The organism is Streptomyces sp. NRRL F-5727 (assembly GCF_000719555.1).
GTDB lineage: Bacteria > Actinomycetota > Actinomycetes > Streptomycetales > Streptomycetaceae > Streptomyces.
The window spans coordinates 175,765-196,885 of the sequence record NZ_JOGX01000003.1 but is presented as its reverse complement, the minus strand read 5'-3'; the positions used below and the strand labels follow the sequence as shown (position 1 = coordinate 196,885).

Genomic DNA, 21,121 nt, shown 5'->3' with positions numbered 1-21,121 from the left:
TCGTACGCTGTATAGGGCTTTTTATTTCGGGCTGGTCAGGTCGTAGAAGGTGGCGTTGCCGACGGTGGTGGAGGTGAAGTTCTCCTGCACCCACGTGCTGATCTGGGAGCCGCTGCCGGCCCCGCCGCCGGGCCCGCCCATGCCGCCGCCTCCGATGAAGTAGTGGATCCTCCCCTCGGCGACGTACCGCTTGAACTGGGCGAGGGTCGGGGACGGGTCGCTGCCGTTGAAGCCGCCGATCGCCATCACGGGCTTCTCGGTGGCGAGCTGGTAGCTCGCCGCGTTCTGCGCGCCGATCGCGGCGGCGGCCCAGGTGTACGCGTCGGCGTCCTGGAGCAGCTTCGCCTTGGCCTCCGTACCGACGCCGGCGCCGTTGAGGAGCCCGCCGAGGCCGCCGCCGCCCAGGCCACCGCGCTCGTCGGCGCCCGGCATCTGGCCCGCCTGGCCGGTGGGGGGTTGCTGGCCGCCCTGGGGCTGGCCGCCTTGTGCCTGGCCGCCGCCGGGGAAGCCGTTGGGGGGCTGCATGCCGTTCGGGGGCTGCGTACCGTTGGGGGGCTGCATGCCGTTCGGGGGCTGCATGCCGCCCACCTGGCCGCCGCCGTCCGTGCCCCGGCCGCCGCCGTCCATCCGCGCCATCCCGGCCGGGAGCTCGCCGCCGCCCGGGAAGCCGCGGCCGCCGCCGCCCGGGCCACGGCCGCCGAAGCCGGCGCCCGCCGGGCCCGCCGTGACGATGGAGCCCTGGTGGCCGGTGGAGAGCGTCTCCAGGGTGTACGCGAACGGGCCCGCGAGTCCCGCCGCCAGGCCGAGGCCCGCCACGGCGAGGCCGAGCCGCCGGTCCGTCCGGCCCGCGGCGAGCAGCCCGAGCGCGGCCACCGCTCCCGCGCCGAGCACGGTCCAGCGCAGCCACGGCAGGTAGTCCGGCGTACGGCCGAGCAGCACCCAGCCCCACCAGGCCGTCACGCCGGCCGCGACCGCGAGGCCGGCGGAGGCGGGCAGCCGGGTCCGCTCCTCCCACAGCACGCCGGCGCCCATGCCGATCAGGGCGGCGAGGTACGGGGCCAGGGCCACCGTGTAGTACTCGTGGAAGATGCCGGCCATGAAGCTGAAGACGGCCAGCGTCATCAGCAGCGACCCGCCCCACACCAGGAACGCGGCCCGGGCCGTGTCCGTGCGCGGCGCCCGCCAAGTGACGACGAGCCCGGCGAGGAGCAGCACCAGCGCGGCCGGCAGCAGCCAGGAGATCTGGCCGCCGACGGAGTCGTCGAACATGCGCATCAGGCCGGTCTCGCCCCAGCCGCCGCCCTGCCCGCCGCCGCGGCCACCGCCGCCGACGCTGCCGACCTCGTTGCCGTTGATCCGGCCGAGGCCGTTGTAGCCGAAGGTCAGCTCCAGGAAGCTGTTGTTCTGCGAGCCGCCGACGTACGGGCGCGAGGCCGCCGGCCAGAGCTCGACGAGCGCCACCCACCAGCCGCCGGAGACGACCAGCGCGAGTCCGGCGAGACCCAGCTGGCCGCACCGCTTCAGCGGCCGGGCCGGGGCGCACACCGCGTACACGAGCGCGAGCGGCGGCAGGATCAGGAACGCCTGGAGGGTCTTCGTCAAGAACGCGAAACCGAACGCGGCGCCCGCCGCGACCAGCCACGTCGTCGAACCCTCGGCGCGCTCCAGGGCCCGCAGCACCGCGTACACGGCCACGGTCATGAGCAGCGCGAGCAGCGCGTCCGGGTTGTTGAAGCGGAACATCAGCGCGGCGACCGGGGTCAGCGCGAGCACGACGCCCGCGAGCAGGCCGGCGCCCGCGCCGAAGCGGCGGCGGACGGCCGCGTACAGCACGGCGACCGTGGCCACGCCCATCAGCACCTCGGGCAGCAGGATCTGCCAGGAGCCGAGGCCGAAGAGGCGGACGGAGAGCGCCATCGGCCAGAGCGCGGCCGGCGGCTTGTCGACGGTGATGGCGTTGGCCGCGTCGAGCGAGCCGAAGAAGAACGCCTTCCAGCTCTCGCCGCCGGCCTGGACGGCCGCCGAGTAGAAGGAGTTGGCGTAGCCGGAGGCGCTCAGGTTCCACAGGTAGAGCGCGGTGGTGGCGGCGAGGAGGCCGAGGAGCGCGGGGCGCACCCAGGGGGCGTCCTCGGGCCGACCGCGCCACAGCCGGGCGAGCCGCCCGGGCCGGGCGGGCACGGCGGGCACGGCGGGCGCCGCGGCGGCGGGCGGCACGGCGGGCGGGGTCGGTGCGGTCATCGGGGGTCCCCCGTGGGGTGTCGGCGGTCCGGGAAGACCCAGAGCCGGAAGAGCAGGAAGCGCAGCACGGTCGCGGCGAGGTTGGCGACGACGAGCACGGCGAGTTCGGTGGAGTGCGCCGGGTCGCCGGTCGCCGCGCCGAGCGCGGCGAGCGAGCCGCTGGTGAGGGCGAGGCCGATGGCGAAGACCACGAGCCCCTGCGCCTGGTGGCGGACGGCCCGGTCGCGGCCGCGGACGCCGAAGGTGAGCCGGCGGTTGGCGGCCGTGTTGGCGACGGCGGAGACGAGCAGGGCGGCGGCGTTGGCGAGCTGGGCGCCGGCGCCGAGCCGGAAGAGCGAGTAGAGCGCGAGGTAGAAGAGCGTGGAGAGCACGCCGACCACGCAGAAGCCGACCAGCTGGCGGGCGAGTCCGCCGGGGACGCCGGTCAGGTCGCGGTCGCGCGGGTCGTCGCCGAAGGGCCGGGCGAGCCGGTCCAGCGGCAGCGAACCGGTGGCGAGGGCCCGGCCCACCCGCCAGACGCCCTTCAGGTCGTCGGTGGCGGTCCGCACGATGTGCACGGTCGAGTCGGGGTCGTCGACCCAGTCGACGGGCACCTCGTGGATCCGCAGCCCGGCCCGCTCGGCGAGCACCAGCATCTCGGTGTCGAAGAACCAGCCGGTGTCCTCGACCATCGGCAGCAGCCGCTCGGCGACATCGCGCCGGATCGCCTTGAAGCCGCACTGGGCGTCGGAGAAGCGGGCGGCGAGCGAGCCGCGCAGGATCAGGTTGTACGCCCGCGAGACGAACTCCCTCTTGGGCCCGCGCACCACCCGCGAGGAGCGGGCCAGCCGGGAGCCTATGGCGAGGTCGGAGTGGCCGGAGATGAGCGGCGCGACGAGCGGGAGGAGCGCGTTGAGGTCGGTGGACAGGTCCACGTCCATGTAGGCGAGGACCGGTGCGTCGGAGGCCGACCACACGGTCCTCAGGGCCCGGCCGCGGCCCTTCTGTTCGAGCCGTACGGACCGCACCTCGGGCACCTCGGCGGCGAGGGCGGCGGCGATGGCGGGGGTGGCGTCGGTGGAGGCGTTGTCGGCGACGGTGACGCGGAAGCCGTACGGGAAGGTGCGCTTCAGGTGCGCGTGGAGCCGGCGGACGCACGGCTCCAGGTCCTTCTCCTCGTTGTAGACGGGGATCACCACGTCCAGAACGGCCCGGCCCGCTTCGCTCACCGGCAGGTGCTCCCGGGCGGGAAGGGTGCCGGGGGCCTGCGTCGCGGGCCCCGCGAGGGTGTGGGTTCGCATGTCCACGACCCTCGCCGGGCCCGCTGTCACGCCTGTGTGATCAGCCTGTGGCGGGCCTGTGAGTCCGTGACCGCCGGCAGCGTGACCGCCGGCAGCGTGACCGAGAAGACGGTCCGTCCGGGGACGGAGTCGACGGCCACCTCGCCGCCGTGGGCGGTGACGACGGCCCGCACGATGGCGAGGCCGAGCCCGGTGGACCCGGCGTGCCGGGAGCGGGAGGCGTCGCCGCGGGCGAACCGTTCGAAGACGGCGGGCAGCAGCTGCGGCGGGATGCCGGGCCCGTCGTCCTGGACCTCGACGACGACGGCCGCGCCCGCGCCCCGGACAAGGGCCGTGACGGTGGTCCCGGGCGGGGTGTGGGCGCGGGCGTTGGCGAGCAGGTTGAGGAGCACCTGCTGGAGCCGTGCGGCGTCGCCGCGGACCGCCGCCGGCCCGCCGTCCCCGGGCAGTTCGAGGCGCCAGTGGTGGTCGGGTCCGGCGGCGCGGGCGTCCCCGAGGGCGTCCACGACGAGGGGGACGAGGTCGGTGGTCTCGTCCGAGAGGGGGCGTCCGGCGTCGAGCCGGGCGAGCAGCAGCAGGTCCTCGACCAGGCCCGTCATCCGGGTGGCCTCGGACTCGATCCGGCCGAGCGCGTGCCGGGTGTCGGGCCCGCACTCCTCGCGTCCGCGCCGGGTGAGTTCGGCGTAGCCGCGGATGGAGGCGAGCGGGGTGCGCAGTTCGTGGCTGGCGTCGGCGACGAACTGCCGGACCCGGGTCTCGCTCTGCTGGCGGGCGTCGAGGGCCGCGTGGACGTGGTCGAGCATCCGGTTGAGCGCGGCGCCGACCTGCCCGACCTCGGTCCGTGGATCGGCCTCGGCCTCCGGAACCCGCTGGTGGAGCGCCACCTCGCCGCTGTGCAGCGGCAGCCGGGCGACCTGGGCGGCGGTGGCGGCGACCCGGCGCAGCGGCCGCAGTGCGATCCGTACCAGCGCCGTCCCGGCGAGGGAGGCGGCGACGAGGGAGGCGCCGGTGAGGCTGAGCTCGACCAGGACGAGGGTGGAGAGGGCGCTCTCGACCTCGTCGAGCGGGATGCCGGTCAGGACGGCGTGGCGATGGCCCTCGGTGTGGACGACCCGGTACGAGCCGAGTCCGCCGGGCAGTTCCACGGTGTGCGCCCGACCGTCGCGGGGCACGGCGGAGAGCGCGCGCACCTGCGCCGCGTCCAGCTTCTCGACCGGGAACGGCTCGCCGGTGTCGTCACCGGCCGTCGGGGTCTCGGTCTCCGTCCGCGTATCCGTCTGAGTATCCGTCTCCGTCTCCGTCGAGCGGCCCGCCTCGGTGATCTCACCGCCCTCGACGACGGCGACCAGCGCGCCGATCGGGGAGCCCGGGTCGCCGAGGACGGCGAGCGGCGGGCGCTCCCGGACCCGGCCGCCCGGCGGCGGACCCGGCGGCCCGGCCGCCCGCTGGCCGAGCGCGGTCAGCTGCTCGTCGGCCCGGTCGTACAGGTAGGAGCGGTACGCGATGGTGGTGACCGTGCCGATGACGGCCGCGACGACGGCGATCAGCGCGACGGCGGAGACCACGAGCCGCGTCCGCAGCGACCAGGGCCGCCGGGAACGGAGACGCATGCGGGGCTACTCCCCCGGCTTGATGAGGTAGCCGGCCCCCCGCCGGGTGTGGATCATCGGCGAGCGGCCGGCGTCGATCTTCCGCCGCAGGTAGGAGATGTACAGCTCGACGACGTTGGCCTGGCCGCCGAAGTCGTACGACCACACGCGGTCGAGGATCTGCGCCTTGCTGAGCACCCGGCGCGGGTTGCGCATGAGGTACCGCAGCAGCTCGAACTCGGTCGCGGTGAGGTGGATGGAGTCGCCGCCCCGGGTGACCTCGTGGCTGTCCTCGTCGAGGGTGAGGTCGCCGACCGTGAGCAGGGACTCGCTGCGGGCCTGGGCGGCCCCGGAGCGCCGGATCAGGCCGCGCAGCCGGGCGACGACCTCCTCCAGGCTGAACGGCTTGGTGACGTAGTCGTCACCGCCGGCCGTGAGCCCGGCGATCCGGTCCTCGACGGCGTCCTTCGCCGTGAGGAAGAGGACCGGCACCTCGGGCAGCTCGCGCCGGATCGAGCCGAGCAGGCTGAGCCCGTCGACGTCCGGGAGCATGATGTCCAGGATGACGACGTCGGGCCGGAACTCCCGCACGGCCCGCAGGGCACCGGCCCCGTCGGCGGCGCTGCGGACCTGCCAGCCCTCGTAGCGCAGGGCCATGGAGAGCAGTTCGGAGAGGGACGCCTCGTCGTCGACGACGAGGACGCGGACGGCGCTGCCGTCGGCACGGAGCAGATCGGCGCGGGTGCCGCGGCGGGCTGACGTGCTGCGAGTGGTGACGGTCATGGCCCCACGCTCGCCGCCGCCGCTGAGATCCCCCTTGCGCTTTCCTGTGAATTCCCTGAGAAACGGGGAGCCGGTCCGGTCAGGGCTCGGTCCGTCAGGGTTTCACGTGAAACATCGCGGCCCCGTTGTCGTGCAGGACCGCCCGGAGCCAGTCGTCGCCGAGCCCGAGCCGTTCGAGGGCGTGGAGCTGGTGGACGTACGGGTAGGGGATGTTGGGGAAGTCGGAGCCGAGGAGCACCCGGTCCTGGAGGTCGGCCAGCCGCTTGAGCGCGTCGCGCGGGAAGGGCGCGAGCCGCTCGCTGAAGTCGGTGAAGGCCATGGTGGTGTCCAGGTGCACGCCCTCGTACCGCTCCGCGAGACCGAGGAAGTCCTCGTACTCCGGCATCCCCATGTGCGCGACGATCATCCGCAGCCGCGGATGCCGGGCGAGCAGCTTCCCGGCATGGCCCGGTCCGGTGTAGGCGCCGGGCGCGGGCCCGGAACCGCAGTGGACGACGACCGGCGTGCCGCTCTCGGCGAGCAGCCCCCACACCTCGTCGAGCTGCGGATCGTTCGGGTCGAAGCCGCCGACCTGGACGTGCACCTTGAAGACCCGGGCCCCGTCGTCGAGGGCCCGCCGCACGTACCCGGCGGCCCCGGGCTCGGGGAAGAAGGTCGCCGTGTGCAGGCAGCCGGGCGTCCGCGCGGCGAACTCCGCGGCCCAGGCGTTGAGCCAGGCGCCCATCCCGGGCCTGTGCGGGTAGAGCATCGAGGTGAAGGCCAGCACGCCGAAGCCGCGCAACAGCTCGACCCGCCGGTCCTCCTCCTCGCGGTAGGTGATGGGCCAGGGCTGCCCGGTGAGCGGTCCGACGGCGTCGAAGTACGCCCAGACCTTGTCGAGGACGTTCTTCGGCATGAAGTGGGTGTGCACGTCGACGAGCCCGGGCAGCCCGAGCCGCGCGGTCATCTCCCTGACGACGTCACTCTCGCTCAAAGCCGTAGCTCCGCTCGACCTTGCCGATGTGGCAGCTGTACGCCTCGTACCAGTGCTCGCGCCCGTGCCTCTTCGCCGCCAGGTGCTCGGTGTCGAGACGCCAGGCGTCGAGGGCCTCCAGGTCACGGAAGTAGGCCACGGTGATGCCGAGGCCGCCGGGGGTGCGGGCGGACTCGTAGCCGAGGAAGCCGGGGACGTCGGCGACCCGCCGGCGCAGCTCGGCGGCGGTCTCGGCGTACCCCTCGGGGGCGTCGGGCCGCAGGGAGGTGAAGACGGCGGTGTAGTAGGGCGGTTCGAGACCGGAGATCGGTTTCTGCGTCATGGGAGCACCCTCGCGGGGCGGACCGGACGCTGTCCACGGCCGCCGCTCAAAGGGATCCAAGACTTTACGATCAGAGGCGCCCGGGACTTCGCGGTCAGAACAGCCCGCCCTGCTCACTCCTGGCGGCGACGACGTCCACGGGCACGCTCCAGGCGTCGTCCGTCTCCCCGCACCGCTCCAGCCCCCAGCCGCCGAGCAGCCGCCCGTCGAGCACGAGGTGGCGTCCGCCGGGGTCGCGCAGGTGCAGATCGGGGCCGGCGGCGGCGAGCACCCGCCCGGTGACGACCCCGCCCTCGACGAGCTCGGTGACGGTCCCGTCGAGCGGCGGCAGCGCCCCCAGGCCGAAGAGCTCCCCGTGGTCGTACGCGGTGAAGGGCAGCGCCTCCAGGGTGTCGCCCCAGCCGCCGACGCCGAGAGCCCGCCCGTACAGCTCCTCGATCTCCGCGGCCCGCGCCCCGGCGTCCGGCAGCCCGACCCGCAGCGCCCGCTTCCGCTCGTACGACACCCGGTCGGGCACGCCGAGGGCCTGCCGCAGCACCTCCTCGGTCCGCCGGGCGGCCATCAGCGGGCCGCGCCCGAGCCAGCAGAAGGCGACGGCGCCCTGCTCGCGCAACCGGGTGTCCCCCCGGTGCTCGCCGGTGATGCCGACCTTGACCGTGCCGGTCCCGAACCAGGCGAGGTAGACCCGGTAGGGCCGGGGGTCGTCGGCGAAGGTGTCGGCGGCGACGGAGTGGGCCCGGTCGAGGCGCGCGCAGTCGGGGCAGAGCCCGCCGGTCGACCGCCCCGGCACCGCGGCGCCGACGGGGCAGGCGTTCCCCCGCGCCCCGGCGCAGGCCCGGCCCCCGACGGCCCGGAAGGCGAGCGGCCGCCCGTACCCGACCGGGCTGACCCGCCCGCCCCACCAGCGCAGTCCGGCCGAGCCCCCGCTCCACCCGACGCCACCACTCCGCCACACGGCCGGACCGCCTCCCATGTCTCTGTCCTCCCCCCATCCTCCTCCTCAGGGCAGCACGTAGATCCGGGTCCCGTCCGGGCCGGGGTCGCCGACCTCGCGCATGCAGCCCCGCTCGATGAGCAGCCGGACGCAGTCGCGGACGCGCTCGCCGGAGAGCCCGGTGCGCCGGGTGACGTCCTGGGGCCGGCAGCGGACGCCGCCGCGGACGAGGGCGGGGGCGAGGAAGCTGGCGACGGCCCGCATGTCGCCGCTGATCTCCCAGGACTCGACGAGCTCCTGCGCGCTGAGCCGGGGCCGGTCCTCGGTGCCGCGCTGCCGGGGGACGGCGAAGGTGCGCTCAAGGGAGTCGGCGACCCTTGAGAGGCTGAGCCGGGTCTCCCGCAGCAGCTCCGCGTACCCGGCGTGCCCGGTGAGGCCCGCGGCGGTCTCGTCGAACCGGCCCTCCAGCCGGACGAGGACGTCGACGAGCTCGGGCGGCAGCACGAACCCGCCGTGCGCCGGGGCCGGTTCGAGTCCGTAGCCGCCGTGCCGCTGCACCTCGGCCACCAGCTCGCCCACCCAGGCCCGGAACGGCTGGGCCTCGGGCGCGCGGCAGGCGGTGACGAGCTGCACGAGACCGGCGAGGCTGACCATCCGCGCGGTGCCGCGGATGCCGCTGCGCGCGAGTATGTCCGGGCTGGGCGCCAGTTCCCGCGCGGGTGCCAGGCACCAGGCGGGCAGCGCCACGCTCCGCAGCGCCTCGCGCGGCCCCGCGTACCCGAGCCGCCGGGCCACGTCCACGACGGGGAACCAGTGCGCCCCGTCGATCGCGGTGAGCCGCCTCAGCCGGCCCCCGGCGGCGGCCCGAACGAAGTCATCGATGTCGATCGCGTCCAACGATCATCACCTCCACCCGCACGTTAGGCCGAAGGCATATTCAACTGACATGCAAATCAGATGGGTTCACCCAAAAGGGGAAGGCCCCGGGCAAACCCGGGGCCTTCGTAGTAATCTCCGCGTCCGCGACCGGACGGTCCGTCAGCGGGCGACGAACTGCGTGAGGATCGCCTGCACCTCGTAGATGTCCACACCCTTGGTGAAGGTCTTGGTGACCGGCAGCGCCTGGCCCGAGATCCAGATCTTCAGCTCGGCGTCGAGGTCGAAGGTGCCGGCCGTCTCGACGGCGAAGTGCGTGATGCTCCGGTACGGGATCGAGTGGTACTCGACCTTCTTGCCGGTGATGCCCTGCTTGTCGACGAGCACGAGCCGCCGGTCGGTGAAGAAGATGACGTCGCGGATCAGCAGGTACGCGGCGTGCACCTGCTCCCCCTGGCCGAGCAGCCGCGCGTAGTCCTGCTGCGCCTGCGCCGGATCGATGGCGTGCGCGTTCCCGAAGAGCGCCATGGCCCCCACCCCCACTTTTCAGTCAAAAAATACGATCATGCGAACCTAACCGCACGCCGCCCGCTCCTGGCAACGCCCGATCACCCGGCGACCGTCAGCTCGTACACGACCCCGACGCCGAACTCCCCGCTGCGCCCGTTGATCTCCAGTACGTGCCGGCCCTCCGCCGGCGCGGGAACCTGCACCCAGATCCCGCAGCCTTGCGCGAGGACGCTGCCCGCCTCCCCGGTCACGGCGTTGCCCTCCAGCCCCGTCACCACGATCGGCGCCGCGTCGATCCGCCGGGCGGCGAGCTCCTTCCCGTCGAGCGTGGCGGAGCCGGCGGCGTCGACCATGAACCCCGCGCAGCCGGACTTGTCCACGGCGTACGAGTTGACCAGCGGAAACGCGAGGGGCACCCCGGCCGGCACCGTGCACCTCCGCTTCGCCTCGGTCCCGAACGTCCCGGCCAGGAACCACACGTCCCCCGGCTGCCGCCGCGCGCAGTCCCGCCCGTCCTCGTCACTCACCGGATTGGTCCCCTCCGGCTCGGAGGCGGCCCAGCTCCACCACCGCCCCTGCAGCTCCGAGTCCCCCAGCGGGGCCACCCCAGAGGCCGAAGCCGAAGCCGAGGCAGAGGCAGAGGCAGAGGCCGAGGCCGAGGCCGACCCAGAAGCCGACCCCGAAGCCACAGCCGAGGCCGACCCAGAAGCCGACGCCGAGACCGAGGTCGACGCACCGCCGGCTCCCCCGCACCCCACCAGCACCGCCCCGACCACTGCCAGCAGCCCCGCACTCCCGTAACGCCTCACGCGCCCACCCCTCCAGAAAAAACGACCCCGGACAACGCAAGAGGCCCGGACTCTCGTCCGGGCCTCTCGTCTGTGTGCACTCGGCAGGATTCGAACCTGCAACCTTCTGATCCGTAGTCAGATGCTCTATCCGTTAAGCTACGAGTGCTTGTTCTTTTGTTCTCGTCTCCGTTTCCCGGCCCTTTCGGCCCGCTGTCCCGGCGACAGGAAGAACATTACATGACTGCCGCCGTCCTGTGAAATCCGATTAGCCCACCCCCTCTGACCTGCGAAAACGCGCCTGGAGGGTGCGGCGGGCGGCGGGGTGGACCCGGGGGTTCCGGGGGTGGAAAGGGGGCTGGAGGGGTGGAAAGAGACCGGGGTCACACTGCGTCACGCGCGCGGGGAGAAGATCAGGGGACCGCGGCCGGAAACGACGGAAGGGGGACCGCGGGGGCGACCCGAAACGGCGGAAGCCCGGGCCGCGGGGGCGATACCGGAAACGGCGGAAGCCGGACCGCGGGGGCGGCCGGAAACGGCGGAAGCCCCGGCCGTGGGGCCGGGGCTTCCGTGAGCGCGGAGGCGGAGGGATTTGAACCCTCGATGGACGATAAAGCCCAAACCGCATTAGCAGTGCGGCGCCATAGACCGGACTAGGCGACGCCTCCTCGCTCCCCGCGCATGCGCGGGGTGCGTGCAGATGATGACACAGGTGAGTCTCGTGTCACCAATCGCTTTCACCGTACTAGGCGGGCGGGGCCCAGGGCAAAGCCCTCGGCGCGTTGGCGCACCACGCACGCCCCCTGCCCGGCGCACCCCGCCCGGTGCCCCGCCCGGCGCACCCCGGTTGCGCAACGCACGCCGGGCCGGAGCGTTAAGAGGGGCGGGGTCGCGCCGGCTCGTCCCGGGACCCGGCCCCGATCGATCCCCGCCGGCACGACACCGCCTTCCACTCCCCGGAGTCCCTCCATGCTGCTGCGCCGTCTCGTCCTCGCCACCGTGCTCGCCACCGGTCTCGCCGGCGCCTCCGCCGGGGCCTCCTCCGCCGTACCGATGCCTCCGCTGCCGCCGCTGCCGCTGCTCTCGTCGCCGGACTCGCTGACGGTGACCGTCTCCGGCAGCGGGATCCCGGAGGCCGACGGCAGCTGGAAGCTGACCTGTGACGGGCGGGCCGGGGGCGACCACCCGGCGGCGGAGCGGGCCTGCGAGCGCCTGGAGGGCTTCGCACGCGCCGGGGAGAACCCCTTCGCGCCGGTCCCGGCCGACCGGATGTGCACCCAGATCTACGGCGGACCGGTCACCGCCCAGGTGACCGGCACCTGGCAGGGGCGCCGGATCGACGCCCGTTTCTCCCGGTCGAACGGCTGTGAGATCGACCGATGGGAGAACGTGGAACCCCTCCTTCCGAGCGTCCGGGCCTGACGGACGGGGGCGCCGTTAGACTCCCTCAGTGACAGGGCCGCCGCCCGAGGGGCAAGATGGGGCCGGCCCGCCGTCACGGCACATGCCGGGCGGCGCACACCGCGGGCACGGCTCGCGGGCAATTGCAGGGCGTCAGGGAGGAAGCGTCGTCGTGAGCAGCAGGCCATCCCGAGGCGCTGCTCGCCTCGCAGCCATACTCGACGCCCTCCCCGACGGTCTCGTGCTCGTCAACTGCAACGGCACGGTCGTCAACGCCAACACCATCGCCCTCGGCATGTTCGAGACCCCCGGCACCGCGCTCGTCGGGCGCGGGCTGCTCGATCTGCTGCCGGAGTTCGACTCGCGCCTGATCCCCGGCTCGATGCGCCGCCCCGACCCGGCGGACGAGCGGGGACGCACCAAGCCGATGCGGATGGTCGCCCGCCGCACCGACGGAAGCGAGTTCCCCGTCGAGGTGACCAGCGCCAGCCTGGAGGACGGGCGCGAGGCGTACGACTCGTACAGCGGCTACACCGGCGACGAGCTGCTGATGCTCGTCGTCCGCGACCTCACCGGCACCCTCGACACCGAGGCCGAGCTGGCCCGCTCGCAGCGGCAGACCGAGATGATCCTGCGGGCCGCCGCCGAGGGCGTCGTCGGTACGGACACCGACGGCCGGGTCGTGCTGGTGAACCCCGCCTTCGCGCAGATCCTCGGCTACCGGGCCGGCGAGCTGGGCGGCGCCGAGCTGCACCCGCTGATCCTCCCCAAGCGCGCCGACGGCACCCCGTTCCCGTACGAGGAGTCCCCGCTCGCCGACACCCTCAAGTCCGGCCGCAAGCACCGGGTGCGCGGCCAGGTGCTGTGGTCGAAGAGCGGCGAGCGCGTGCCCGTCGACCTGACGACCGCGCCGGTGCGCGACGGCGACCAGCTCGTCGGCGCCGTGATGACGTTCACCGACCGCAGGCCGTACGAGGAGCTGGTCGAGAAGCACGCCGTGGAGCTGGCCGACCGGGCCGAGCGGCACGCGGCCGAGCGCGAGGCGCAGGCGGAGAAGTACGCGGCCCTCGCCTCCCGGCACGCCCAGCTGACCGCCGTCCTCGCCGAGTCGCTGCGCGGACCCCTGGAGGAGCTGCGCGGCGAGCTGGGTTCGCTCGCCGCCGACGACGGCGTGCAGTTGTGGCCCGAGGCCAACCAGGTCCTGCACCACCTGGTCGCCGGGTACGCCCGGATGACCGCGCTCGTCGACAACGTCCTCGGCTACCAGCGCCTGGCCGCCGGCGAGGAGGAGCTGGACCGGAAGGTCGCGCTGCTCGACGGGATCGTGGCCGGCGGCATCGACGCGGCCGTGGAGCTGATCGGCCCCGGCCGCGCGCAGTTCGCCGTGCACGCCCCGCCGATCGAGGCCGAGGTCGACGCCGGCCGGCTGACGACCGCGCTCGCCCATCTCATCGCGGACGTGGCCGGTGTCGACGCCACCGGCAAGACCCGCGCCTCGGCGCAGGGTGCCCCCGCCGACTCGACGATCGTGGTGGCCGCGGCGCAGCGCGGCGAGGTCGTCCGCATCGAGGTCCGCGGCCCGTACGCGGGCGGCGACCCGGTGCACGGGCCCATCGTGCGCGGGATCGTGGCGGCGCACGGCGGTGTCGTGCAGACCCATGAGGTGCCGGGGACGAGCGGCGGCGCGTACGTCCTGGAGGTGCCGATCGGCGCGGGCCGGGGAACCGTTCCCGCCGCCGAGCCGAAGCCCGCGCAGGAGCGGGCCGGCTCCGGCGCGAAGGAGCTGGAGTCCCCGAAGGCGGCCGCGGAGGCCCCGGAGCAGGGCGGTGTTCCGGCGCTGCCCGCGCAGGCGTCCGGTCCCGCGCAGGCGTCCGGTCCCGTACAGGCGTCCGGTCCCGTGCAGGCGTCCGGTCCCGCGGACGGCGGGACCTCGGGCGGCGGGACCTCGGGCGGTTCCGGCCGTCGCCGTGCCCGGCGCGCCTCCACCGACGCCTTCCTGGAGAGCGCGACGGCCCCGGAGGGCGGTGCCGGGGCGGTGGCCCTGCCGGCCACCGGTGGCGGACGCCGCCGCGCCCGTACGGAGGAGGCCGCCGGCCCCGCCGAGCTGATCCCCGCCCAGCAGTCCAACGCCCAGCAGTCCACCGGCGTCGGGCCGACCGGCCGTCGCCGGGGCCGCCCGGCGGAGGGCTCCGTGGTGACCGCCGCCGAGGGTGCCCAGGAGCGGGCCGCGCTCGGTGCCGCCGTGCCCCCGCAGGGCGTCGCCGTCGGGCAGGCCGCCCCGGCCCCGGCCCTGCCGGCCGCGCCGCAGGGCACGGTCGCCGTGCCCGGCGAACCGGCCGGGGGCGAGCGGCCGACCGGGCGTCGGCGGCGGGCGCTGGCCGCCGCCCAGGAGCGTGCCGCCGCGGCCGAGGCGGGGCCGCGGACCCCGTTCGCGCTGCCGCCGGCCGGCGCCGACCGCGAGGACGGCCCGGAGGCCGGGTCCGAGGAGAACGCGCACGGGCACGCGGCGGTAGGGGACGTCCCCGCCGGCGCCGACCACACCCCGCCGCAGCCGCACCCCCTGCCGGCCGCGCCGGTCCCGGCCGCCGGTCCCGCACCGATCGCCACCCCCGCCCCCGCACCCGCCCCCGTGGTCGTACCGCCGACGCCTCCGGCGCCCGTGCCCCCCGCGCCGATGCCTCCGGCGCCGCCCGCCGCGACGGCGTCGCCGACGGCGACGCCCGCGAACGGGACCGGAACCGGCTCCGTACCGCTGCCCCCCGAGCTGCCGATGCCGACCCCGGCGCCCGCACCGGCGCCCGCCCCCGCTCCGGCGCCCGCCCCCGCTCCGGCTCCCGTCCGGGTCCCGTCCGCCGGTCCTGCTCCGATTCCTGCTCCCGCGACGCTGCCGAAGGACTCCACGCAGGGGCGGGCGTTCAGCGTGCGCACGCTCGGGCAGGGGGTGCCCTTCGCGCCGCCCGCGCAGGCCGGGACGCCCGTGGCCGCGCCTTCGAGCGGTTCGGGCCGGCGCCGCAAGCTCGCGACCCCGCCGGAGCTCGATCCGCCGGCCACCACCACCCCGCCCGTACCGGCGGCGTCCGTGTCCGCGCCGATGCCGCTGCCGGTGCCCGCCGCGCCTCCCGCCGTCCCGCCCGCCGCCGAGTCCGAGGGACGCGGGCGCGCGTACGCGATAGGGGCGCCGGCCGAGGGTTCCGCCGAGGGACCCGAGCCGCTCGACGGGCCCGGGGGCGCGGTCGAGGTCGTCAACCGGCCCACCCCGCTCCCCATCGACGACGAACTGCCCCCGGAGCCGCTCGACAACCCGCGCCGGCTGCTCGTCTGGCCCGCGCCGGACGTCACCACCCAGCAGGCGCTGAGCGACCGCGGCTACCGGCCGGTGATCGTGCACTCCCGCGAGGAGGTCGACGCGCAGATCGCCGCCTTCCCGGCCGCGCTCTTCGTCGACCCGCTGACCGGGCCCATCACCCGGACCGCGCTCCAGTCGCTGCGCCAGGCGGCCGTCGCCGCCGAGGTGCCGGTGCTGCTCGCGGCCGGACTCGGGCAGGCGGGCCGGGAGGAGGCGTACGGCGCCGATCCCGCCGTCCTGCTCAAGGCGCTCGCGCCGCGCGACAGCGAGCAGCACCCCTCGCGGGTGCTGGTCATCGAGGAGAACGAGCACATCGCCGCCGCGCTCGCCGCCACCCTGGAGCGGCGCGGCATGCAGGTGGTGCTGGCGGCCGCGGACACCGAGGCGGTGGCCCTGGCCGCCGAGACCCGGCCGAACCTGGTGGTCATGGACCTCATGCAGGTACGCCGCAGGCGGGCCGGGATCATCGACTGGCTGCGGGCGAACGGGCAGCTCAACCGCACCCCGCTGGTCGTCTACACCTCGGCCGGCCTCGACGAGGCGAGGCTGCCGGAGCTGTCCTCCGGCGAGACGGTCCTCTTCCTGGCCGAGCGCTCCAACAGCGCCGAGGTGCAGGCCCGGATCGTCGACCTGCTGGCGAAGATCGGCACCAACTGAGCGGAGGGGGAGGGCGCCCACAGCCGCCCTCCCCCTCCTTTTCACCCGCAGGCTCTACAGCTGGGTGACGTCCAGCTCGCCCTCCGCGTACTGCTTGCGGATGACCTTCTTGTCGAACTTGCCGACGCTTGTCTTCGGGACCGCCGGCACGATCGCCCAGCGCTCCGGCAGCTGCCACTTGGCGATGCCGCCCTCGGTGGCGAGGAAGTCCCGCAGGGTCGTGTAGTCGGCGGTCTCGCCCTCCTTGAGGACGACGGTCGCGAGCGGGCGCTCGCCCCACTTCTCGTCCGGGACGGCGACGACGGCGGCCTCGGCGACGGCCGGGTGGGCCATGATCGCGTTCTCCAGCTCGACGCTGGAGATCCACTCGCCGCCGGACTTGATGACGTCCTTGGCCCGGTCGGTGAGGGTGAGGAAGCCGTCGGGGCTGATCACGCCGACGTCGCCGGTCTTCAGCCAGCCGTCCTCGCTGAACTTGTCCTCGGGCCGGAGCGGTTCCGCGCCGACGCCGCCGAAGTACGCGCCCGCGATCCAGGTGCCGCGCACCTCCAGCTCGCCGGCGGACTCGCCGTCCCAGGGCAGGTGCTCGCCGGAGGGCCCGACGAGCCGGGCCTCGACGCCGGCCGGGAACCGGCCCTGCGTGACGCGGTACGGCCACTCCTCCTCGGCCGTCAGCCCGGCCGGCGGGTGCGCCATCGTGCCGAGCGGGGAGGTCTCCGTCATGCCCCAGGCGTGACAGAGGCGGACGCCGAGCCGGTCGTACGCCTCCATGAGGGAGGGCGGGCAGGCGGCGCCGCCGATCGTGACCTGCCGCATCGAGGAGAGGTCGCGCGGGTTGGCGGTGACCTCGGCGAGCAGGCCCTGCCAGATGGTGGGGACGGCGGCGGCGTGGCTCGGCTTCTCGCGCTCGATCATCTCGGCGAGCGGGGCCGGCTGGAGGAACCGGTCCGGCATCAGCATGTTGATGCCGGTCATGAAGGTGGCGTGCGGCAGGCCCCAGGCGTTGACGTGGAACTGGGGGACGACGACCAGGGTCGTGTCGCTGTCGGTGAGGCCCATCGACTCGGCCATGTTCACCTGCATGGAGTGCAGGTAGATGGAGCGGTGGGAGTAGACGACGCCCTTCGGGTCGCCGGTGGTGCCGGAGGTGTAGCACATGGCGGCGGCCGCGCGCTCGTCCAGCTCGGGCCAGTCGTACGTGGTCGGACGGCCGGCGATCAGCTCCTCGTACTCGTGGACGCGCGGGGCGGCGCCGTCCAGGAGGGAGCGGTCGCCGGGGCCGGCGACGACGACGTGCTCGACGGTCGGCAGGTGCGGCAGGAGCGGCGCGAGGAGGGGGAGCAGCGAGCCGTTGACGAGGACGACCCGGTCGGCGGCGTGGTTGACGATGAAGACCAGCTGCTCGGGGGGAAGCCGCAGGTTGAGGGTGTGCAGGACGGCGCCCATGGACGGCAGCGCGAAGTACGCCTCGACATGCTCGGCGTTGTTCCACATCAGCGTCGCCGTCGGCTCGCCCGGCTGGACCCCGAGCTCGTCGCGGAGCGCGTTGGCGAGCTGCGCGGCGCGGTCGCCGATCTCGGCGTAGGTGCGCCGCTGCGGCTCCGGCTCACCGGTCCAGGTCGTGACGGTGGACCCGCCGTGGACCCGCCGGCCGTGCTCGAGGATGCGGCTGATGGTGAGCTGTACGTCCTGCATGGTGCTGTACACGGGGCGTCCTCCCGGTGGGCGCTACGTGGCAGTAAGGATGTGCAGATTCTGCGCACGTACCGCGCGGTATGTCACTACCCGGGAGTACCGAAATTGCCAGTGATCACTGGCGGATGTCAACGACCGGCGGTAACAGCGCCCGTCGGCGGCGGGTCGAAGGGCCCGCCGCCGCCGGCGACGGGGGACGTGCCCTTGCGGCCGGTCGATCAGGCGTGGACGCCCGCGGTCAGTTCCGGGTCCTCGCGGAGGCGGCCCAGGGCGCGGGAGACGGCGCTCTTCACCGTGCCCACGGAGACCCCGAGCAGCTCGGCCGTCTGGGCCTCGCTGAGGTCCTCGTAGTACCGCAGGACGACCATCTGCCGCTGCCGCTCGGGGAGCTTCATCACGGCCCGCCACATGGCGTCGTGCAGCACCTGGCGCTCGGCCGGGTCCGGCTCGGGCAGCCCGGCGGGCTCGGGCAGCTCGTCGCAGACGAACTCCTCGACCTTGCGCTTGCGCCACTGCGAGGTGCGGGTGTTCACCAGCGCCCGGCGGACGTAGCCGTCGAGGGCCCGGTGGTCCTCGATCCGCTCCCAGGCCACGAAGGTCTTGGTGAGCGCGGTCTGGAGCAGGTCCTCGGCGTCGCTCGGGTTCGCGGTGAGCGAGCGGGCGGTCCGCAGCAGCAGCGGCCCGCGCGCCTTCACGAACGAGGAGAACGAGGGGTACGCGAACGGGCGCGGGCCCGTCCGCGGCGAGGTGCGCGGGGCCGTGCGCTCTACGGGCCGGGTGGCGGCCGTCGAGGCGCCGGCGCAGACGGGGCCAGTGGGTGGCGGAGTCATGGCTCCACGCTAGGAGCGGAGGGGTGCCGGGGGGATCGGCCCCAGGTCCCGAACCGTGCTCCCCCTCAGGTCGGAGGCGTCGGGGTGCCCCCACCTCCTCTGGGTGGAGCCGCCGTCACCCCCGGGTCAGGGTCGCCCGGAGGAACCGCACCCTCCGCATCCACGCCGGGCATCCGCCACCGGGCACACGCCGCCAGTCGCCCGCCACCGCCCGCCCGCCCGCCGCCGACCGCCAGCCACCGACCGCCCGCCGCCGACCGCCCGTCGGCGGCCGCCCGCCGCCGACCCGGGCCCGCCACGGCCCGTCAGCCGTCCGCGCCCAGGACCAGGCCCGAGGTCGGCACGCCCGTGCCGGCGGTGACCAGCACCCGGGCCGCGCCGGGTATCTGGTTCACCGAGCTGCCCCGCACCTGCCGTACCGCCTCCGCGATGCCGTTCATGCCGTGCAGGTACGCCTCGCCGAGCTGCCCGCCGTGGGTGTTGAGCGGCAGCGCGTCCGCCGCGACGAAGTCGCCGCCCTCGCCCGGCGCGCAGAAGCCGAACTCCTCCAGCTGCATGAGCACGAACGGGGTGAAGTGGTCGTAGAGGATGCCCACGTCGATGTCGGCCGGCCGCAGCCCCGACGTCCGCCACAGCTGCCGGGCCACCACCCCCATCTCGGGCAGTCCGGTCAGCCCGTCCCGGTAGAAGCTGGTCATGGCCTCCTGTCTGCGGCCCGCGCCCTGGGCCGCGGCGAGCACGACGGCGGGCGCGTGCCGCAGGTCGCGGGCGCGCTCGGGGGTGGTGACGACGATCGCCTGGCCGCCGTCGGTCTCCTGGCAGCAGTCGAGGAGGCGGAGCGGCTCCGCGATCCAGCGGGAGGCCGCGTGGTCGGCGAGGGTGATCGGCTTGCCGTGGAAGTAGGCGGCGGGGTTGTTCGCCGCGTGGCGGCGGTCGGTGACGGCGACGTGTCCGAAGACCTCCGGGGTGAGCCCGTGGACGTGCAGATAGCGCTGGGCGGCCATCGCGACCCAGGAGGCGGGGGTCAGCAGCCCGAACGGCAGCTGCCAGCCGAGCGCCGCGCCCTCGGCGGACGGCTCGCGCTGCTGCACCCCGGAGCCGAAGCGGCGCCCGGAGCGCTCGTTGAAGGCCCGGTAGCAGACGACGACCTCGGCGACGCCGGCGGCGACGGCGAGCGCGGCCTGCTGGACGGTGGCGCAGGCGGCGCCGCCGCCGTAGTGGACCCGGGAGAAGAAGGAGAGCTCGCCGATGCCGGCCGCCTGGGCGACGGTGATCTCGGGGTTGGTGTCCATGGTGAAGGTGACGAGCCCGTCCACGTCCCCGGGGGTGAGCCCGGCGTCGTCGAGGGCGGCCCGCACCGCCTCGACGGCGAGGGAGAGCTCGCTGCGGCCGGAGTCCTTGGAGAACTCGGTCGCGCCGATGCCGGCGACGGCGGCCCGGCCGCCGAGGCCGTCGGGGTGGCGCAGGCTCATCGGGGCACCTCCACGGTGACCGTGCCGGTGACGTGGTGGCCGAGGCCGTTGGCCCCGGCGATCCGGACGAGGGCGGTGGCGGTGCCGTCCGGGCCGTCCGTCACCTCGGCGACGGTGCCGGTCAACACCATGGTGTCGCCCGGGTAGTTGGGGGCGCCGAGCCGGATGGCGACCTTGCGGAGCACCGCGTGCGGGCCGAAGTGGTCGGTGACGTACCGGCCGACGAGGCCGTTGGTCGTGAGGATGTTCATGAAGACGTCCGGGGAACCCTTGGCGCGGGCGGCCTCGGCGTCGTGGTGCACGTCCTGGTAGTCGCGGGAGGCGACGGCCCCGGCGACGACGAGCGTGCGGGTCACCGGGATCTCCAGCGGCGGCAGCGCGTCCCCGGCCCTCATGCGGTCTCTCCCTTCGCAAGCAGATCGCCGAGCTCGGCGAGGAGTTCGGTGCCGGCGCCCAGGTAGGCGTCGAGCTGTCGGCCCCACAGGAAGTGACGGTGGACGGGGTGGTCGAGGTCGGCGCCCATGCCGCCGTGCAGGTGCTGGCCGCTGTGCACGACCCGCTTCCCCGCCTCGGACGCCCACCAGGCGGCCGTCAGGGCGGCCCCGGCGCAGTCGAGTCCCGCGTCGGACCGCCAGGCCGCCTCGTAGGCGGTGACCCGGATGGACTCGGTGTCCATGTGGGCGTCGGCGGCCCGCAGTTGCACCGCCTGCCGGGTGGCCAGCGGCCGCCCGAACTGCTCGCGGACGGAGGTGTACGCGACGGCCCTGGCGAGCGACCCGGCGCAGACGCCCGCCTGGAGCCCGGCGAAGGCGGTCCGGGCGGCGGCGAGCACGTCCTCGTACGCGCCCTCCCCGGCCGCGTCCCCGAGCCGCTCCGCGGGGGTCCCGTCGAGCACCAGCCGCCCCGCCGACCAGGGCGCGGTCAGCTCGACGGGCTCGGCCCCGGCGTCCTCGGCCCGCACCAGCCACAGGGCGCGGTCCGCGTCCGGTACGAGGACGTGGGTGGCGTCCCGCAGCCACGGCACCCAGGTGACCGTCCCGGTGAGCCGCCCGCCCCGCGCCGTGACCGCGCCGGTCGCCGGGAAGGCCCCGGTCGCGACGGCCGTCCCGTCGCGCAGCCCCGGCAGGAGGCGGGCGCGCTGCTCGTCGGTGCCGTGCCGGGCGACGGCGAGGATCCCGTACACCGCGGTCGCGGCGAGCGGCACCTGGGCCGTCACCCGGCCCTGCTCCTCCAGGAGGAGGACGAGGCCGAGCAGGCCGATCTCCTCGACGGCGGCGGGCAGTCCGGCGGCGCACAGCGCCTTCCACAGCTCGGCGTCCGTGCCGCCGCCGGCGGCGGTCAGCCGCTCGTGCGTGGAGAGGTCGCCGAGGATCCGGGCGGCCAGCTCCCGCGCGGCCTCCTGCTCCTCGGTGGGCGTGAAGTCCATG

17 protein-coding genes and 2 tRNA genes are annotated in these 21,121 nt (G+C 74.9%); 2 read left to right on the top strand and 17 right to left on the bottom strand.

Annotated features, from left to right (window positions below; all coding sequences use genetic code 11):
- Window positions 1-21 precede the first annotated feature (21 nt).
- The 12 genes from IF73_RS0103565 to IF73_RS0103510 all read right to left on the bottom strand — a co-directional run bounded on the left by IF73_RS0103565 (window position 22) and on the right by IF73_RS0103510 (window position 10,961).
- Complete coding sequence (locus tag IF73_RS0103565; RefSeq protein ID WP_031003306.1) at window positions 22-2,238, bottom strand: ArnT family glycosyltransferase; 2,217 nt, start codon at window positions 2,236-2,238, stop codon at window positions 22-24.
- Complete coding sequence (locus IF73_RS0103560) at window positions 2,235-3,518, bottom strand: bifunctional glycosyltransferase family 2/GtrA family protein (protein WP_078867923.1); 1,284 nt, start codon at window positions 3,516-3,518, stop codon at window positions 2,235-2,237. Before IF73_RS0103560 ends, IF73_RS0103565 begins: the two co-directional genes overlap by 4 nt.
- Window positions 3,519-3,544: 26 nt before the next feature.
- Window positions 3,545-5,128, bottom strand: coding sequence for a sensor histidine kinase (locus tag IF73_RS0103555; RefSeq protein WP_031003302.1), 1,584 nt, complete (start codon window positions 5,126-5,128; stop codon window positions 3,545-3,547).
- 6 nt (window positions 5,129-5,134) lie between these two features.
- Window positions 5,135-5,890, bottom strand: coding sequence for a response regulator transcription factor (locus tag IF73_RS0103550; RefSeq protein WP_031003300.1), 756 nt, complete (start codon window positions 5,888-5,890; stop codon window positions 5,135-5,137).
- 94 nt (window positions 5,891-5,984) lie between these two features.
- Window positions 5,985-6,836, bottom strand: a complete 852-nt coding sequence (locus tag IF73_RS0103545) for an amidohydrolase family protein (protein WP_051716500.1) — start codon at window positions 6,834-6,836, stop codon at window positions 5,985-5,987.
- A 13-nt stretch (window positions 6,837-6,849) separates the two neighbouring features.
- Window positions 6,850-7,185 (bottom strand): antibiotic biosynthesis monooxygenase family protein, encoded by a 336-nt coding sequence (locus IF73_RS0103540; RefSeq protein ID WP_031003288.1) that lies wholly within the window; start codon window positions 7,183-7,185, stop codon window positions 6,850-6,852.
- Between the two features lie 94 nt (window positions 7,186-7,279).
- Window positions 7,280-8,158, bottom strand: a complete 879-nt coding sequence (locus IF73_RS0103535; RefSeq protein ID WP_031003286.1) for a DUF2797 domain-containing protein — start codon at window positions 8,156-8,158, stop codon at window positions 7,280-7,282.
- Between the two features lie 27 nt (window positions 8,159-8,185).
- On the bottom strand, window positions 8,186-9,016 hold the full coding sequence (locus IF73_RS0103530) for a Bro-N domain-containing protein (protein WP_031003285.1): 831 nt from the start codon (window positions 9,014-9,016) through the stop codon (window positions 8,186-8,188).
- Window positions 9,017-9,157: 141 nt separating this feature from the next.
- Window positions 9,158-9,523 carry a PH domain-containing protein gene (locus tag IF73_RS0103525; protein ID WP_031003283.1) on the bottom strand — a complete coding sequence of 122 codons (366 nt, stop codon included), beginning with the start codon at window positions 9,521-9,523 and terminating at the stop codon, window positions 9,158-9,160.
- A gap of 80 nt (window positions 9,524-9,603) precedes the next feature.
- Window positions 9,604-10,032, bottom strand: a complete 429-nt coding sequence (locus tag IF73_RS37385; protein WP_037878153.1) for a hypothetical protein — start codon at window positions 10,030-10,032, stop codon at window positions 9,604-9,606.
- Window positions 10,033-10,389: 357 nt separating this feature from the next.
- Window positions 10,390-10,462 (bottom strand) — tRNA-Arg (locus IF73_RS0103515).
- Between the two features lie 408 nt (window positions 10,463-10,870).
- Window positions 10,871-10,961, bottom strand: a tRNA-Ser gene (locus IF73_RS0103510).
- Between the two features lie 301 nt (window positions 10,962-11,262).
- On the opposite strand from IF73_RS0103510, the gene IF73_RS0103505 reads away from it, so the two are divergent.
- Together IF73_RS0103505 and IF73_RS0103500 are read left to right on the top strand one after the other, a co-directional pair.
- A complete protein-coding gene (locus tag IF73_RS0103505) occupies window positions 11,263-11,715 on the top strand; it encodes an SSI family serine proteinase inhibitor (RefSeq protein WP_107049188.1) in 453 nt (150 codons plus the stop codon).
- 151 nt (window positions 11,716-11,866) lie between these two features.
- Window positions 11,867-15,697 carry a PAS domain-containing protein gene (locus IF73_RS0103500; RefSeq protein ID WP_031003280.1) on the top strand — a complete coding sequence of 1,277 codons (3,831 nt, stop codon included), beginning with the start codon at window positions 11,867-11,869 and terminating at the stop codon, window positions 15,695-15,697.
- 54 nt (window positions 15,698-15,751) lie between these two features.
- On the opposite strand, the gene IF73_RS0103495 is transcribed toward IF73_RS0103500, so the two are convergent.
- The 5 genes from IF73_RS0103495 to IF73_RS0103475 form a co-directional block, all read right to left on the bottom strand.
- Entirely contained in the window at window positions 15,752-17,404 is a 1,653-nt protein-coding gene (locus IF73_RS0103495) for a long-chain fatty acid--CoA ligase (protein ID WP_031003279.1), read from the bottom strand.
- Between the two features lie 206 nt (window positions 17,405-17,610).
- Window positions 17,611-18,222: a SigE family RNA polymerase sigma factor gene (locus tag IF73_RS0103490; RefSeq protein WP_031003277.1), complete on the bottom strand. Its 612-nt coding sequence runs from the start codon at window positions 18,220-18,222 to the stop codon at window positions 17,611-17,613.
- Window positions 18,223-18,527: 305 nt separating this feature from the next.
- On the bottom strand, window positions 18,528-19,694 hold the full coding sequence (locus tag IF73_RS0103485) for a lipid-transfer protein (RefSeq protein ID WP_031003275.1): 1,167 nt from the start codon (window positions 19,692-19,694) through the stop codon (window positions 18,528-18,530).
- Window positions 19,691-20,089: a MaoC family dehydratase gene (locus tag IF73_RS0103480; protein ID WP_031003273.1), complete on the bottom strand. Its 399-nt coding sequence runs from the start codon at window positions 20,087-20,089 to the stop codon at window positions 19,691-19,693. The genes IF73_RS0103485 and IF73_RS0103480 overlap by 4 nt, the downstream gene beginning before the upstream one ends.
- The gene (locus tag IF73_RS0103475) at window positions 20,086-21,120 is read right to left on the bottom strand and encodes an acyl-CoA dehydrogenase family protein (protein WP_031003272.1); all 1,035 of its coding nucleotides are present in this window, start codon (window positions 21,118-21,120) and stop codon (window positions 20,086-20,088) included. The genes IF73_RS0103480 and IF73_RS0103475 overlap by 4 nt, the downstream gene beginning before the upstream one ends.
- Between the last annotated feature and the right edge of the window lies 1 nt (window position 21,121).